Origin of the sequence: Microbacterium sp. CGR2, assembly GCF_003626735.1 — a bacterium.
Taxonomy (GTDB): Bacteria; Actinomycetota; Actinomycetes; order Actinomycetales; family Microbacteriaceae; genus Microbacterium.
In genome coordinates this window covers 1,327,311-1,342,669 of the sequence record NZ_RBHX01000001.1, presented here as the reverse complement: position 1 = coordinate 1,342,669, position 15,359 = coordinate 1,327,311, and the positions used below count along the sequence as shown (strand labels likewise).

The window sequence follows — 15,359 nt, the reverse complement described above, 5'->3', positions numbered from 1 at the left end:
AATGGCGCAATCGCGGAGATGAATCTCACGCCGCCCGGACGAAGCGCACGTGCGCAGGTTCGATGTGCAGGCGCACGGAGTCACCGGGCGCCAGCCGCGCAGCCTCCGCCAAGGACACGTCGACTACGCAGGACGGGGTCTGCACTCGAGCGCCGTCGAGGGTGGGCTCGATCCGTGTGACATCGGTGAGCCACGTGTTGGGGTCGTCCCGCGACGCGTGAACGATCTGTGCATCCGTCGGGCGGAAGACTGCGGCGAGCGCCGTGCCGTCCACTTCTGCATGCGCACGCGAGGCAGCATCCGCACTGGTCAACCGCACCCCGCCGCTCTGCCATCCGCCGTCTCTCGCCACGCCCACGATCCGGTTGACGTCGGCGATCGACGCGACGAAGCCGGATGCCGGTGTCGCCAGCACCTCTCGCACCGGGCCGCTCTGGGTGACGCGGCCGGATTCGATGACGATCAACCGCTCCGCAAGGGCGACGGCATCGGCCGCGTCATGTGTGACGGCGATGGTGGTGACGCCCGCGAGCTGGTCGCGCAGCATCCGTCGGATGTCACCGGCCGTCTCCGGGTCGAGGGCCACGAGCGGCTCGTCCAGCAGCACGGCACGCGGCGAGGCGGCGAGCGCGCGGGCGACGGCGACGCGCTGCCCTTCACCGCCGGAGAGCTCGCGCGGCATCCGATCCCCCGCACCGGGCAGGCCGACACGTGCCAGCCACCCATCGGCAGAGTCCCGCGCCGCGCGGGCATCGACGCCTGCCGCCCGTGGCCCGAAGGCGACGTTCTCCCGCACGGACAGGTGCGGGAACAGCCGCGCATCCTGCCCGAGGAGCACGATGCCACGGTTCATCGGGGCCGCATGCACCCGCGGAGCAGTCGCCCGGTCGACTGTGCGCCCGTCGATCTCGACCACGCCCGCCGTCAACGGTTCGAGCCCGGCCAGCGCCTGGAGGAGCGTCGACTTGCCCGCGCCGCTCGGCCCCATGACAGCGACGGTCTCTCCCGCCGCCACCTCCACGGCGACGTCGACAGCAAAGTGCTCGCGGGCCACGACGACATGGGCGCGGAGTCCGCTCGCCCCCGACGGAGCCCGATCAACCCCGCTCATCGCGCCGCCCCCGGCCGCCATCCGCGCACGAGCAGCAGCACGGCGATCGCGGCGGCGAGCAGCAGCAAGGCGAGCGCCACCGCCGCCCCCTGCGAGACCCCGGCGCCGTTGAACGCGGTGTAGATCGCGAGCGGCATCGTCTGCGTGACACCCGGACGGTTTCCGGCGAACAGGGCCGTCGCACCGAACTCGCCGATGGCGCGCGCGAAGCACAGCACGACACCGGCGACGATTCCGGGCGCCGCGAGCGGCAGTGTGATGCGTCGCAGGATGGTCCACCTGCTCGCCCCCAGCGCAGCGGCCGTGCGCTCGTAGTCCACGCCGGACGCCCGCACCGCGCCCTCGACGGCGAGCACCAGGAACGGCAGCGCGACGAACGTCTGGGCGAGAACGACGGCCGGTGTGCTGAACGACAGTCCGAGCCCGCCGAACCACCCCGCGCGGCCGAACAGGTACAGCAGCGCGACGCCGCCGACCATGGGGGGAAGCACGAGGGGCACGGTGACAGCCGCGCGGAGCACGGCAGCGAGCCGCGGCCCCGACCGGGCGATGTACAGCGCCAGAGGGACGCCGACGATGATGCAGATCACGGTGGCGCCGAGACCTGTGCTGAGCGAGAGCCCGAGGGCTGAGAGCGCGGCATCCGAAGTCACGTCGGCGACGAACGTCGACCACTCCACTCGGGCGACGAGAGCCGCGAGCGGGAGGATGAGGAACGCCAGGCCGACGAGCGCGGGAACCGCGAGCGACCGAGGCGCGTACCCCTGCGTGCGGGCCTCGGTCATGGCGCCCCGAAGCCGAAGCGCGACAGGATGCTCTGCCCTTCGCCGGAGAGCACGAAGGAGACGAATACGTCAGCGGCCTGCGCGTTGCGCGCGTCAGCGAGCGTCGCGATCGGATAGCGATTGACGACTTCGTGGGCCCCCTCCGGGACGATGGCATCGACGTCATCCCGGCCGATCACGTCGGTGGAGTAGACGAGACCGGCGTCGGCTTCTCCGGCTGCGACCTTCGTGAGCACGGCGGTCACGTTCTGCTCGACGCTGGCAGCCTCGATGGTGACATCAGCGGTCTCGAGGAGTTCAGCGGATGCTGCACCGCACGGTACTTCGGGTGCGCACAGCACTGTCGTGACGTCGTCCAGATCGGCGAGCGTTTCGACGCCGGCGGGATTGCCTTCAGGCACGGCGATCACGAGCGTGTTGGTCGCGAAGACGGTCGGCTCGGCCGTGAGTTCGGCGGCCTTCTGCATGTTCGCCTCGTCCGCGGAGGCGAAGACGTCGGCCGGGGCGCCTTCGAGAATCTGGGTGACGAGCGTCGCGGAGCCGTCATAGACGGGGCTGACCTTCACGTCGGGGTGCGCCACGGTGAAGGCTTCGCTCATCGCGTCGAAGGCTCCGGCGAGGGACGCGGCGGCGTAGACGGTCACCTCGCCGCTGAGGCCGTCGTCGGATGCGGATCCGGCCGGCTGGGCAGGACCCGCGCAGCCCGTGAGGCTTAGAACGACAGCGACAGCCACCGTCGCGGAGCGGAGCGCGCGCGACATGTCAGCCTTTCGAGACTTCGACGACGACCTGCGTCGCCTTGACGGATGCCGTAGCCAAGGAGCCCACCTCCAGGTGCAGGTCGCGTGCGGCCTCGGCAGACATCAGCGAGACGACGCGATGCGGCCCGGCCTGGATATCGACCTGAGCCATCACGCCGTCGATCTGCACGCGAGTGACGATGCCGACGAACCGGTTGCGTGCACTGGAGGCGGCGTCGCCCGCAGCTTTTGCCTCGGCTGCGAGTGCGACCGCGCGAGCTGCGAGCGCATCGCCGGGGATCTCTGCGGGTGAGGCATCCGTCACCGGCAGCAGCCCCTGGTCGATCCAGCGGCGCACCGTGTCGTCACTCACACCGAGGAGTTGCGCGGCGCGGGCGATTCGGTAGGTCTGCATGCACTGCAGACTACCGCTGGTGCGGATGCTCAGGAGCAGAACGGACGCGTACGCGGATTTTTCCTCACAGGGCAGTTGCCGCCGCTCTGGAAGCAGCGTGGTCGATGAGCCTTCATCGCCGCGCGGCGCGGCGTGCGGTGGCGCCGGCGTGCGCCGCAGCCCGTTCGGCCGCATCGGGGCCAGCGAAGGTGGCTGAGGTGAAGAACTCGTCCCGGACTCCGCGATGGTGCACCGTGACGGCGTGGTCGACCACGATCAGGATGCGCATCCCGACGACGCTCAGCAGCTCGAAAGTATTGCCGCCCCTGATCCAGCCGCCTTCGAGGAGACCGTCGAGCTGGTCGATGACGGCAGCTTTGTCCCACACTGTGTGATTGCGCTCCATGGCTCCGCTCGGTTCGATGTCAGGGACGTTGACGGCAGCCCTGGCGGGCAAGAACAAGACCGAACAAGGGTGTGCCCCCGCGCAATACGCGGGGGCACACCACCTGGTCACTCGGGTCAGTCGATCGACTCGACCGCGGCGATCTCCTCCCGGCGACGGCGAGCCATCATGAGCGCGCCACCTCCGACGAGAAGCATCAGACCCGTGATCACGACCCATGCAGCAACCTCACCACCGGTGATTGCGAGCCCCTCAGGCTCCGTCAACGGGTGTGACGTGCACAGCTCGTTGCCGTCAACGCAGATCGGTTCCTCGCCGCTCACAGCAACGACGTTGCCGAGGCTGTGGTTGCCCTGCGCGGACCAGTCCTTCACCGTGACGCCGTACGTGACCGTCACCGTCTCGCCGGAAGCCAGCGCTCCGACGATCCGGATGTTCTGCCCCGAAGCCGTCGCGGTCAGCGCGGCGGCCGAAGCCTGCGGTGCCTGCGTCAGCGTAGCGTCATCGAGAACATCGGCCATGTGGTCGGTGTAGTCGACGTCAGCATCTGCCGCAGCCGGGTTCGTCGACACGTTGCGGAACGTCAGCGTGTAGGTGACCTCCTGCCCCTGCTCGACCTCTGTGCCAGAGGTCGGGTTCGCCGACTTGGTGACCGCGACGTTGGAGACGTAGTTCACGGTGCAGTCAGGGCGTTCCGTGTCCTCGGGGACGCACTCCGTCGGAGGGACCTCGCCGGTGTCGACCAGGAAGTTACCCAGCTGGTCGTCACCGCGGGCGCCGTCGGCGTTCACCGTCACCTGGTAGGTGACCGTGACGACCTGGCCGGCAGCGAGGGAACCGGTGATGGAGAATCGCTCTCCTTCAACGGCAGACGGAGTCAGCGCTGCATCCGAACTCGCCGGCTGCGAGGTGACCGTCGCGTCATCCAGGACCTTGGTCAGGACATCCTCACGGTCGACCGACACGGGTGCCTCTCCGGTGTTCTCGAAGTGCAGCGTGTAGGTCACGACCTGGCCGGCGCGAACCGTCGATCCGGATGCCGGGTCGACCGTTTTCCAGTCGTCGAGCTCACCGATCTGGTGCTCGGTCGTGGGCGGCGGGAACGGGTCGCAGTCGGTGTCAGCCGGGTCGCATTCGTACGGCGGGGTGTCCGAGGTCACGACGTTGGTGAGGAAGTTGTCCCCGCGCTCCCCATCGGGCAGCACCGTCACCTGGTAGGTGACCGTCACAGTCGCACCCGCGGCGAGCGGGCCTTCAACACGAAGCGTCTGGGCTTCGGAGTCGAATTCCGCGCTGATCGCGTCCACGTCCGTGGTCGGCCCGTCGGTCAGCTCAGCGTCGTCCAGGACACTGCTCAGATCGTCCGTGGCTGCAACGTCCCCGGCGGCCTGGCCGTCGTTGGTGAATGTCACGGTGTACGTGACAACCTGACCGGCGACGACGTCCGAACCGGTGGCCGGGTCAGACGACTTGGTCGGAGTGATCCGCGGGAGCGGGATCTCTACCGGGGGAGTGGGGTCACAGACCTCTTCCGGACCGCAGACCGGACCGGCCACGTTGACGAGGTCAGCGTCACCCTGGTTCGTCACGGTCACCGTGTAGGTGATCGAGACGGACTCTCCGACGGCCAGCGGACCCGACCATGCGAGCACCGGGGTGCTGAAGGTGGGTGCCGGAACCTGGGACCCGTCGGACGCGACCGCCTCGGCGTCGCCGTTGTAGGCGGCGTCGTCGAGCACGTCGGTGAGGTCGTCAGTCATGCCTGCCGGCACGTCGTCGGTGTATGCACCTTCTCCGTCGTTCGTGAGTGTGACCGTGTAGGTCACCACATCACTGGTCTGCACACCTTCAACGGTGTCCGAGGACTTCTCGATCGAGAAGTGGCGGATCGGGTTCTCCGTCTCCGGGCAGCCACCGACATCACACGTGCCGTCGGGGTTCTGCACCACGTTCGCGAGAATGTGGTTCGCCTGCTCGGGGTACTGGTTCACCCGGACCGAGTAGGTGACCGTGTAGGTCTCACCCGCGGGAACCGAACCGGTGATCGCCAGGTCGGTGCCCGTGAGCTCCGCCGTCAGCGCCGGGTTCGAGGTGACGATCGATCCCGCCACCAGCTCGGCGTCGTCGAGGACGTCGGCGAGGTCGTCGACCTTGTCGATTGTCGCGGCCGTCTCACCTGTGCTGATGAAGCTGAGCGTGTACGTCAGCGTCTCACCGGCAGCCACCGTGGTTCCTGAAGCCGGGTCGACCGACTTCGTCACCTCGAGGGCGGCGGCGGGGATGCGAACCGTGTCGCAGCTCTCCGCGCCCGGAGCGGTCTCCCCCTCGGGGACACAGGCGACGTTCAACAGCACGTTGTCGCCGGTGGTCGAGTCGTAGGTAACCGTGTACGAGATCGTGACCGACTCGCCCACACCCAGCGGTCCCGACCAGGTCAGGGTCTCCGTCGCCTCGTCGAACTCCGCACCCGTTGCGGGGGCGACGATCGAACCGAACTCGGCGTCGTCGAGAACGTCGCTGAGGTCGTCGGTGAGCATCGCGGGTGCGTCCTCGGTGTAGACACCGGGACCCGCGTTCGTGACCGTCACCTCATACGTGACCTCACCACCATCGGCCGGGAGGTCCGCAACATCAGAGGTCTTCTCAACCGTCAGACGCGGCAGCTCGAACTCGTTCTCCGCACAGGGAATGCCGGTCTCGGGGTCGAGTCCATCAGCATCGGGTGGGTCGCAGACAGGCGTCGTCGTAATACCCGGCGGAGGCGAGAAAGCGACGTTTCGGACAGCACCGTCGCCACCCGCGACGAGCGTCACGGTGTAGGTGATACTCACCGTTTCACCGGCCGGAAGTGCACCGGTCCACGATATCTTGGGCTCCTCGTAGACGACCGTTCCCGGCAGATCAGACGAAGCGTTGGTGTTGTACGTCGCGTCGTCCAGGACACCGGCGAGGTCATCGGTGACGGTGGCGGGGGTCGCTTCGGTGTAGTCGAGAACGCCGGTGTTGGTCGCCGTGACGGTGTAGGTCACGGTGTCGCCCACGCGCGTGTCGGCGTCAGCATCCGACGTCTTCTCGATGTCGAGGCAGCGGCCACCGATCTGAATCTCGCCAGCGGCGAGCGCGATGGGGTCGTACGTCCAGTCATCGATGGTGCGGTTGTTGCCCCAGCTGTTGCCGTTGTTGGCCCAGCCGTGCACGCCGCCCGTGCTTGCCACCCCAGCGGTGCCGTCGAGCACCGGCGTCGTGTTCGCGCGCGGTCCGGTCGTGGCTTCGAGGTTCGTGTCGTTCCAGTAGATCGTGTCCGCAGCGGCGGCGGAGCCATTGAGGCGGATGATCTCGAGGCCGCCGGTGCGGCCTTCGACGTCGACCTGGAGCAGGTGGAACTCTCCGAGCTGGTCGAAGAAGATGCGCGCGTTCATGAGCGTGCAGTCCGCGACGACATTGCCCTCGCCGTCGAGGCCGTCGAAGTCATACGTGTACTCCCCTGACCCGTCTGCGCCTAGCCTGATCGTGCGGTCCACGGCGTCGTCATAGGAGCCGTTGCCGTTCGTGTCGACCTGCAAGTTGTATGCGCCAGAGAAGCGCTCGTTGATCGAGTAGGAGAAGGTGCCGGAGCCCGAGTTCACGGAGGACGGCGTGAACGCCAGATCGTCCACTGCGAGCTCGGCGGGAGTCAGCAGCGGCGGAGCGACGGTGAGAGTTCCTTCCGCGGACGGTGCGGTTGCGGGAAGCGCTGCCGAAGGCTCCTCGAAGAAGATGCGGTACGGCGGGCTGGTCAAGGCGGGGTTGATACCGGCTGCCGGTCCGGACTCGTACAACGGCTCCCCATCCGGGCCGGTCAGGCCCAGGCTGTTCGCGATGATCCGCGAGCCGATGCCGTTGTAGTCGTTGAGGTTGACGGCGTAGCGGTAGCCGGTGTCGTTCAGAACGGTGTACGACAGATCGCGAGTCTGCACGCCGTCGGTCTGATAGGCGCCGTAGTTGTTGGTCCACACGCGACCGGTCTGGGCGACATCGGCGCTGTTGCTGACGGTGATGTTCCAGTCGAAGCTGCTGCCGCCGGACGTCGTGGTCTGGTCCTGCACGATCGTCCACGCACCCGCGGGCCCCGTGAGATCGGGGATAGCGCAGGTCGTCCCCACAGCTTGAGCTTCCGTGATCGAACACGACCAGGCGACGGTGCCCGTGGGATCGATGACGCTAAACGCGTAGCCCCCGTCGTCATTCGTGAATGCTTTGGTGAAGGAGACGTCAAGACTGTCGCCCGCCTCCATGTACGCGTAGAAAGTCGTCTCGAATCCGGCCGGCACGCCAGGGACGTTCTCTTCCGCCTGCGCGGGCGGTGCGGCCAGCGTGGCCGTCGCCACCGCAAGGCCGGAGGCGACGAGCGCTCCCGTGGCCAGCAGTGAACCGGCCTTTCGAATCCACGACGGTCGTGCCCGACCGTCCCTGTATTTCAGACGCATTGTGCCCCTCCGGCTCCGAGTTCCCGTCCAGGCGACGGGAGACATTCCGAGCCAAACCTAGGGGCGCTCACAGCGAATCACCAGGCTCCGATATGCGGCAGCGGCAAGTGTGCAGAAAGTGTCCAGGCGGTGCAGAAATTGACCCGCCTGGCGCCCGCCGAACCGCGCTCCTGAGCGGCCAGGCCGAGGGCGGATCAAATAACGTAGACGGCAGATCCTTGGGAGGGGAACGCTGGTGAAGATCATGGCGATGGGCGTGGACGCGGCCGAAGAATGCGACGACTTCGGATGGCATCCACGAGGTGAGATCGACCCCGGATTGGTCGCCGAGACCACTCAGCACCCGCAGTATGGAATGGGCCGTGCATGGTCCAATTCGGCGGGTTACAACCTGACCACAGCCCCCGAACGGACGTACCTTGTCTACACGGTAGAGGGCGGGTTCGAATTCGACGTCGACGGCAAAGCGGTCACCGCTGAATCTGACTCACTGATCCTTCTCGACGGTGAGGCGCCGACGACGGCACAGACACTCACCACAACCGCACGCTTCGTCTGGTACTTCGAACCCACGTTCCTCAAAGAGGGACAATCACGCTTCCGCTTCCACGAACCGATCTCGATGCGCAACGCGTCCGTCCGCGCCCTTCTCACAATGACGAACACGGTGCTGAACTCACCCGCACCGACAAGCGTGACCGCGCAGCGACACCTCGGCCTCGCCCTCGAGCATCTGGTGGCGGGCGCACTCGATGAAGCCGGCAGCGACGAGATCGGCTGGGACTCTCTCCATCACGACGGACTGTTCATGGCGGCGCAGAATGCGATCGAGTCGCATTTCCGCAATCCGGGCTTCGACGTTGCGAGGCTCGCCAGAGAGCTGTCAGTGAGTGTCCGCACGGTGCACAACGCCTTCGCGCGGTTCGGGACTACTCCGCGCCGTGAGATCGAACGGCGCCGCGTCACCGAGATCGATCGGATGCCGCACGCGAAAGTTCTCCCGGCTTCCCAGGCCGCCGAGCTCGCAGGATTCGCGTCAGCCAAGCAGATGAACCGCGCGCTCGCGCGGCGCCCGTGACACGACGCGACCACGCTCGACCGGTCGGCGGGCCTTCGTAGATCTACGCTCTGCGGGTACCCGGCGGCCGGGCATACCCTGAACCCATGCATCCTCTCGTCGCGCCGGCCCCGGCGCTGGAGCCGACCGAGCTCATCCGCACCGCCCGGCACGCGGTCCTCACCGGGATCGGCGAAGAAGGGCAGCGCCGGTTGGCGGCCGCACGAGTCACCGTCATCGGCGCCGGCGGTCTCGGATCGCCCGCCCTGCTCGCCCTCGCCGCGGCCGGCATCGGCTCACTCACCGTGATCGACGACGACCACGTCGAGCTCACGAATCTGCAGCGCCAGCTCGCGCATCGCGTCGAAGACATCGGCACGGCGAAGACCGCTTCGGCCGCGCGCGCCATCACGGCACTCTCCCCGACCACCGTGGTCACCCAGCTCCCGGAGCGCCTCGACACCACCAACGCCGAGCGTCTGCTTGCGGGCGCCGACGTCGTGGTCGACACCAGCGACTCGTTCGCGACGCGTCGCGATGTCGCCGCCGCCACTGAAACGCTGGGGCTCCCCCTGGTCTGGGGTGCCGTGCAGGAATGGCACGCCCAGGTCACCGTCTTCTGGTCGAATCCACCCGAGGGCGAGCCGGTCGTGCTGACGGACCTCTTTCCCCTCGGCACGGAGGGAGAGCCACCGAGCTGCGCCCAGGTCGGCGTGCTCGGAGCGCTGTGCGTGCAGGTCGGCGGGATGCTGGCCACCGAAGTCGTGAAACTCCTCACCGGCGCGGGCACGCCTCTGCTCGGTCGGCTCGCGGTGATCGACGCCCTCTCGGCACGCCAGCACGAGATCGCGATCCGCCCCGCCGCGGCGGCACCCGCATGAACACGCTCCGCACGGTCGAAGACCAGCTTGCTCGCGTCCTCGACGCCGTCCGCGTCCTCCCCGGCGAGACGCGACCGGTACGGGATGCCGCGGGAAGGACCCTCGCGCACTCGGCGACCGCAGCCCACGACATCCCACCCTTCGACAACTCCGCGATGGACGGCTTCGCCGTGCGAGCGGCGGACGTGGCCACGGCATCCGAAGAGAATCCAGTCAGGTTGCGCGTCATCGCCGATCTTCCCGCCGGGGTCTCGACCGACCCGCCGCTCGACGAGGGGGAAGCCGCCCGCATCATGACCGGCTCCCCGACTCCGACGGCTGCCGACACGATCGTGCCGTTCGAAGACACCGTCGGCGGTCTCGCCGACTCGCTCGGCGAGGTGACCGTTCTCCGCTCCCCCGCGAAGCCGAACGCCTTCGTGCGTCGACGCGGCGCGGATCTGCAGCAGGGCGACGAGGTGGTGCCCGCGGGTGAACGCCTCGGCGCCTTCCAGCTCGCAGCAGCCGTGGCTGCAGGCATCTCCGAAGTCGCCGTCACTCGCGCGCCGCGCGTGGCCGTGATCTCTACCGGGAGCGAGCTGCTCACCCCCGGCGAGCCGCCGGCGCGCGGTCGCATCCCGGACTCGAACGGCCCCCTGCTCGCCCAGCTGGTGACGGATGCCGATGCCGAGGTCGTCCTCGTCGCCCGCATGCCCGACGATGCCGATGCTGTCAGGACCGTCACCGCCGATGCCGTCGCCCGCGGTGTCGACGTCATCGTGTTCACGGGCGGCGTGAGCGCAGGCGCCTATGAACCGGTGCGCGGAGCATTCGATGGTGGCGGCCAGGTGGAGTTCGCGCCCGTCGCGATGCAGCCCGGCAAACCGCAGGCGTTCGGGGTGCTGACATCGGGCGCCCTGGTCTTCGGTCTCCCCGGCAATCCCGTCAGCGTGGCCGTCTCCTTCGAGGTGTTCGTACGCCCGGCCCTCCTCGCCCTGCAGGGCCGCGCCGACATCCACCGCCCGCGCGCGCCGTTCACCGCCGACACCGCGTGGACCACGCCCCCGGGACGCCGCCAGTACCTGCCGGCCGTCGTCGATCTCGCCGCCGGTACCGTACGACCAGCGACCGCCGGCGGATCGGGTTCACACCTGGCCGGGGGCCTCGCCCGTGCGCACGCATTCGCGATCGTGCCGGCGGACATCGCTGCCGTTGCCGTCGGCGACGTGATCGATGTCATGCTGGTCGGATGAGCTTCCCGCACCTGGATTCCGCCGGCCGCGCGCACATGGTCGATGTCACCGCGAAGCAGCCGACCGTCCGCACCGCGACTGCGCGCGGCTTCGTGCGCTGCAGCACCGAGGTGATCACGGCACTCCGCGACGGCACGGCCCCCAAGGGCGACGTTCTGGCGGTCGCCCGTATCGCCGGCATCCAGGCGGCGAAGTCGACCCCCGCGCTGCTTCCCCTCGCGCACGTGATCGGCGTGCACCGCGCGAGCGTCGAGCTCGACATCGTCGACGACGGTGTGCTCATCGAGGCGACCGTCGGAACCGCCGACCGCACCGGCGTCGAGATGGAAGCCCTCACCGCCGTGTCGGTGACCGCGCTCGCCGTCGTCGACATGATCAAGGGCATCGATCGCTCGGTCGTCATCGAAGACGTCCGCATCGTGGCGAAGTCCGGCGGGCGTTCGGGAGACTGGGTCCGCCCCGGCGAGCCCGAGAGCCGGATGGATGCTGCCGCCGCGGCATCCGAGGAACCGCGATGACCCGCGTGCGCTACTTCGCGGCAGCGGCCGAAGCCGCCGGCGTGGATCAGGAGGAACGCGGCGAGCGCTCGCTCTCCGCCCTCCGTGCCGCCGTCGTCGCGGAGCATCCGGCCCTCGCCGACATCCTGCCGCGCTGCGCGGTGATGATCGACGGTGTGCGGGCGGACGACGACCGCCCCCTCGACGACGCGCAGCTCATCGATGTCCTCCCGCCCTTCGCCGGCGGTTGATGCGGGCCCTCCCGACCTCCACACACTTGTCTGGACTTTTCACGGATGCCGGCACGTATGCCCGGTTACGGGCCTACGTGTGTGAAAGCTCCCGACGTGTGTGCGCGAGCAGACGGCGTGTCAGCCGCCGATGCCCTTCCACGACGTCGAGCCGTCGGACTCGAGCTGCCGCTTCCAGACGGGGAGATCGCGCTTGATCGCCTCGATGACCGCACGGCACACCTCGAACGCTTCGGCCCGGTGGGCAGAGGCCACCGCGATCACCACGGCCGCATCGCCGACGTCGAGACGACCGACACGATGACTGACCGCCACGACCGCGGGAGCAGCGGCATCCGCCCCGGCCTCCTCGGCGATCCGCCGCAGAGTCGCCTCCGCGTCGGGGTGTGCCGAGTACTCCAGACCGACCACCGGGGTGGCGGCATCCGGGTCGTTGTCCCGCACCCGCCCGATGAAGGTCGTCACGGCTCCCAGAGCCGGATCGTCGACCGCTCGCAGATGCGCGTCGAGGTCGAGGAGCTCCTCACTCAACGCCGCCACTCGTACATCGTTCATGTGTGATCTCCACCCTTGACCTGATCGACGATGTGCGCGGCGACGCCGAGCACGACGGGAACTCCGAAGGACACGGCGCGCGCCGAACCGGGGAGGTTCACGATCAGCGCGCCCTCGGGGTCGACGATGCCGGCGAGGCCGCGGGACAGCACAGACAGGGGCGTGTCGGCCAGACCGCTGCGCCGCAGCTCTTCTGCGATCCCCGGGATCTCCCGAGTGATGACTCTGCTCGTGCCCTCCGGCGTCAGGTCCCGCGGGCTCACGCCGGTACCGCCGGTGGTGACGATCAACCGGACGCCGCGGGCGACGGCTCTGCGCAGAGCATCCGCCACCGAGTCGGCGCCGTCGGCCACCACTTCAGGATCGGGGCAGTGCCATCCGGCATCCCGGAGCAGGCCGACGGCGATCGGTCCGCTGCGATCCTCGCGCTCGCCCGCGAACGATCGGTCGGAAACGGTGATCACGTGCGCGGGGAGCGTCGTCATGGGTCCACCCTAGGGGTGGACGCACCCGGCCGCACCGGCTCAGGTGACCCGGATGAGCGAACGCTGCCATCCGGAGGAACCGTTCGGCGCGATGGGCGCACGCTCCTCGATCTGGAGGTCGCCGTCTTTGTTGACCGCGCGAACGGCGACGTAGTGGGTGCCAGGCGTCGCGTCCCATTCCATGAACCACTGCACCCAGGTGTCGTCGTTGATCGGCGTCGACATCGTCGCGGGCGTCCATTCCCCTTCGTCGATGCGCACCTCGACGCGTTCGATGCCCACAGACTGCGCCCATGCGACCCCGGCGAGCGGAATGCGGCCCGCCGGAACCGCCTCGCCGATGCTCGGAGTGTCGAGTCGCGAGGAGAACTTGATCGGCGCCTCCGCGCTGTAGCCGCGCGGTGTCCAGTAGGCCTCGTCATCGGCGAACGTGGTGACCTTCAACTCGGTGAGCCACTTCGTCGCCGACACGTAGCCGTACAGACCCGGCACCACCATGCGCACCGGGAAACCGTGCTCGAGGGGCAACGGCTCTCCGTTCATGGCGACGGCGAGGATCGCGTCGAGTCCGTCGTCCGTGAGTGCCGCCAGTGGCGTGCTCGCGGTGTACCCGTCGACGCTGCGGGACAGCACCATGTCGGCGCCCGACTTCGGTCCGGCCTTGGCCAGCACATCGCGCAACGGCACACCGAGCCATATCGCGTTGCCGACCAGCTCTCCGCCCACCTCGTTCGAGACGCAGGTGAGCGTGATCGCGTATTCGTCGAGGCCCATGTCGAGGATGTCCTGGAACGACAGCTCGACGCGCTCGTCGACCATGCCGTCGATGACCAGTCGCCAGGTCTCCGGATCGATCGTGGGGACCGTCAGTGCCGTGTCGACACGGTAGAAGTCCTTGTTCGGGGTGAACAGCGGGCTCAATCCCGGGATGTCGAGCTCGGCACCGGACGGGACCGTCACGGTCGTCTTGGCCGCCGGGAGCTTGAGAGCGCCGCGGATCGCCTCGACCGACGACACCGCCATGCTCACTGTGCGCGCCGTGATACCGACGATCACCGCGGATGCTCCGGAGATGGCTGCCAGCATGAAGAAGCGGCGACGGTCGAACCCGGTCCGCGCAGCCGGGTCTACCGGCGCATCGGTGGTGTCGGTCTTGTCGGTGGTGTCGGTCACCGCGTCGTCGTCGCTCTGGACTGCGAGGGTCGTCGCCGCCCGCCATGCCCGCAGGCGCCGGACGAGGAACAGGAGGATGACGCACCCGGCGATCGTGCCGAGAACAGGCGGGAGGAAGGCGAGAGCTGTCACTCCGGCGCGGGTCACGATCGCCGCCGTCGAGAGCACTCCCGCGATGACCAGTGCGACGACGCCGAGCGGCGGACGCAGCAGCTGCAACACGCCGGCGATCGCGGAGGCGATGAACACGGCCAGTCCGAGACCGGCCAGAAGGGCGATCTTGTCGTACTCGCCGAAGGTCGCGATCGCGAACTCCTTGAACGGCTGAGGCACGATGTCGATCACGAACCCACCCACCGCGAGGACGGGACTCGCCGCCCGCGCGAACAGCAGCGCGAACAACTCCGCGGCCGCGAGGAACACGGCGCCGCTGATCACGCCCGCGAGAGCCGCCCATACGATGAATCGTTTCCCGCTGCGCTGGGCCATGATCGTCTCCTCTGCCACCTGACGGTGTGCTCACCTGACGGTGGGCTCACCCGTTGTTCGGAGACAGGCCGCGATCGGATGGAACGGCGCGCCGTCAGACCTCGACGATGTGCGGCGGGGGTGGCGGAGCGAGGGTTGCGTGCGGCGTGCCGTGGGCCTCGCGGTGCAGGCGCTCCATGCGGCTGTCGAGCTCGGCGGCGGCATCCGCGGCCTCGGTCAGGCTGTCGACGAGGTGGGAGGGGACGCGGTTCGAGAACTTGTAGTAGATCTTGTGCTCGAGGCTGGCCCAGAAGTCCATCGCGATGGTGCGGAACTGCACTTCGACCGGCACCGTCAGCGCACCGGTCGACAGGAACACCGGCACCTCGATGATGGCGTGCAGGCTCTTGTAGCCGTTCTCCTTCGGCGAGGCGATGTAGTCCTTCACCGTCCGCACCGTGACATCGTCCTGAGCGGTGAGGAGATCGAAGAGCCGGTACACGTCGGCGACGAAGCTGCACGTCACCCGCACCCCCGCGATGTCGGTGATCTCGGCGCGGATGCGTTCGAAGTCGGGCTCCGCGATGCCCTTGCGCGCGATCTTCTCCACGATGCTGTCCGGCGTCTTCAGCCGACTCTTGACGTGCTCGATCGGGTTGTACGCGTGATCGTGGGTGAACTCGTCACGAAGGATCGAGATCTTCGTCTCGACCTCGCGCATCCCGAACTCGTACTCGCGCAGGAAACGCTGGAACTCGTCACGCAGTTCACGGGCCTCGTTGATCGCATCCTCGGTGACCTGCAGCGACGTCATGTCCTCGACGTTACGGGTTCGTGATCGGAATGGGCTGTGGATCC

General features: G+C 68.3%; 15 protein-coding genes. 5 read left to right on the top strand and 10 right to left on the bottom strand.

What is annotated here, in order from left to right; genetic code table 11:
• Positions 1 to 25: 25 nt before the first annotated feature.
• From D7252_RS06785 to D7252_RS06760, 6 genes are all read right to left on the bottom strand, one after another.
• Positions 26 to 1,111, bottom strand: coding sequence for a sulfate/molybdate ABC transporter ATP-binding protein (locus D7252_RS06785; RefSeq protein WP_251050657.1), 1,086 nt, complete (start codon positions 1,109 to 1,111; stop codon positions 26 to 28).
• Positions 1,108 to 1,896 carry a molybdate ABC transporter permease subunit gene (gene modB / locus D7252_RS06780; RefSeq protein ID WP_120774682.1) on the bottom strand — a complete coding sequence of 263 codons (789 nt, stop codon included), beginning with the start codon at positions 1,894 to 1,896 and terminating at the stop codon, positions 1,108 to 1,110. The genes D7252_RS06785 and modB overlap by 4 nt, the downstream gene beginning before the upstream one ends.
• Positions 1,893 to 2,657, bottom strand: coding sequence for a molybdate ABC transporter substrate-binding protein (gene modA, locus D7252_RS06775; protein ID WP_120774681.1), 765 nt, complete (start codon positions 2,655 to 2,657; stop codon positions 1,893 to 1,895). Before modA ends, modB begins: the two co-directional genes overlap by 4 nt.
• Position 2,658: 1 nt before the next feature.
• Positions 2,659 to 3,051, bottom strand: coding sequence for a molybdopterin-binding protein (locus D7252_RS06770; protein WP_120774680.1), 393 nt, complete (start codon positions 3,049 to 3,051; stop codon positions 2,659 to 2,661).
• 112 nt (positions 3,052 to 3,163) lie between these two features.
• A complete protein-coding gene (locus tag D7252_RS06765; protein WP_120774679.1) occupies positions 3,164 to 3,436 on the bottom strand; it encodes a hypothetical protein in 273 nt (90 codons plus the stop codon).
• A gap of 116 nt (positions 3,437 to 3,552) precedes the next feature.
• Positions 3,553 to 7,902 carry an LPXTG cell wall anchor domain-containing protein gene (locus D7252_RS06760; protein WP_120774678.1) on the bottom strand — a complete coding sequence of 1,450 codons (4,350 nt, stop codon included), beginning with the start codon at positions 7,900 to 7,902 and terminating at the stop codon, positions 3,553 to 3,555.
• Positions 7,903 to 8,146: 244 nt separating this feature from the next.
• Here D7252_RS06760 and D7252_RS06755 point away from each other — a divergent pair, with 244 nt between their 5' ends.
• The 5 genes from D7252_RS06755 (at position 8,147) to D7252_RS06735 (ending at position 11,820) form a co-directional block, all read left to right on the top strand.
• Positions 8,147 to 8,980 (top strand): AraC family transcriptional regulator, encoded by an 834-nt coding sequence (locus tag D7252_RS06755; RefSeq protein ID WP_251051090.1) that lies wholly within the window; start codon positions 8,147 to 8,149, stop codon positions 8,978 to 8,980.
• Between the two features lie 86 nt (positions 8,981 to 9,066).
• Complete coding sequence (locus D7252_RS06750; RefSeq protein ID WP_120774676.1) at positions 9,067 to 9,840, top strand: HesA/MoeB/ThiF family protein; 774 nt, start codon at positions 9,067 to 9,069, stop codon at positions 9,838 to 9,840.
• Positions 9,837 to 11,072, top strand: a complete 1,236-nt coding sequence (gene glp, locus D7252_RS06745) for a gephyrin-like molybdotransferase Glp (RefSeq protein WP_120774675.1) — start codon at positions 9,837 to 9,839, stop codon at positions 11,070 to 11,072. Before D7252_RS06750 ends, glp begins: the two co-directional genes overlap by 4 nt.
• Positions 11,069 to 11,590: a cyclic pyranopterin monophosphate synthase MoaC gene (gene moaC / locus D7252_RS06740; RefSeq protein ID WP_120774674.1), complete on the top strand. Its 522-nt coding sequence runs from the start codon at positions 11,069 to 11,071 to the stop codon at positions 11,588 to 11,590. Before glp ends, moaC begins: the two co-directional genes overlap by 4 nt.
• Positions 11,587 to 11,820 (top strand): MoaD/ThiS family protein, encoded by a 234-nt coding sequence (locus D7252_RS06735; protein ID WP_120774673.1) that lies wholly within the window; start codon positions 11,587 to 11,589, stop codon positions 11,818 to 11,820. Before moaC ends, D7252_RS06735 begins: the two co-directional genes overlap by 4 nt.
• 120 nt (positions 11,821 to 11,940) lie before the next feature.
• Here D7252_RS06735 and D7252_RS06730 read toward each other — a convergent pair whose 3' ends face one another.
• The 4 genes from D7252_RS06730 to D7252_RS06715 all read right to left on the bottom strand — a co-directional run bounded on the left by D7252_RS06730 (position 11,941) and on the right by D7252_RS06715 (position 15,315).
• Positions 11,941 to 12,375, bottom strand: coding sequence for a molybdenum cofactor biosynthesis protein MoaE (locus D7252_RS06730; RefSeq protein WP_120774672.1), 435 nt, complete (start codon positions 12,373 to 12,375; stop codon positions 11,941 to 11,943).
• Positions 12,372 to 12,860: a molybdenum cofactor biosynthesis protein B gene (locus D7252_RS06725; RefSeq protein WP_120774671.1), complete on the bottom strand. Its 489-nt coding sequence runs from the start codon at positions 12,858 to 12,860 to the stop codon at positions 12,372 to 12,374. The genes D7252_RS06730 and D7252_RS06725 overlap by 4 nt, the downstream gene beginning before the upstream one ends.
• A gap of 39 nt (positions 12,861 to 12,899) precedes the next feature.
• Positions 12,900 to 14,522 (bottom strand): molybdopterin-dependent oxidoreductase, encoded by a 1,623-nt coding sequence (locus tag D7252_RS06720; protein ID WP_120774670.1) that lies wholly within the window; start codon positions 14,520 to 14,522, stop codon positions 12,900 to 12,902.
• Between the two features lie 94 nt (positions 14,523 to 14,616).
• Positions 14,617 to 15,315, bottom strand: a complete 699-nt coding sequence (locus D7252_RS06715) for a GTP pyrophosphokinase family protein (protein WP_120774669.1) — start codon at positions 15,313 to 15,315, stop codon at positions 14,617 to 14,619.
• Positions 15,316 to 15,359: the final 44 nt, after the last annotated feature.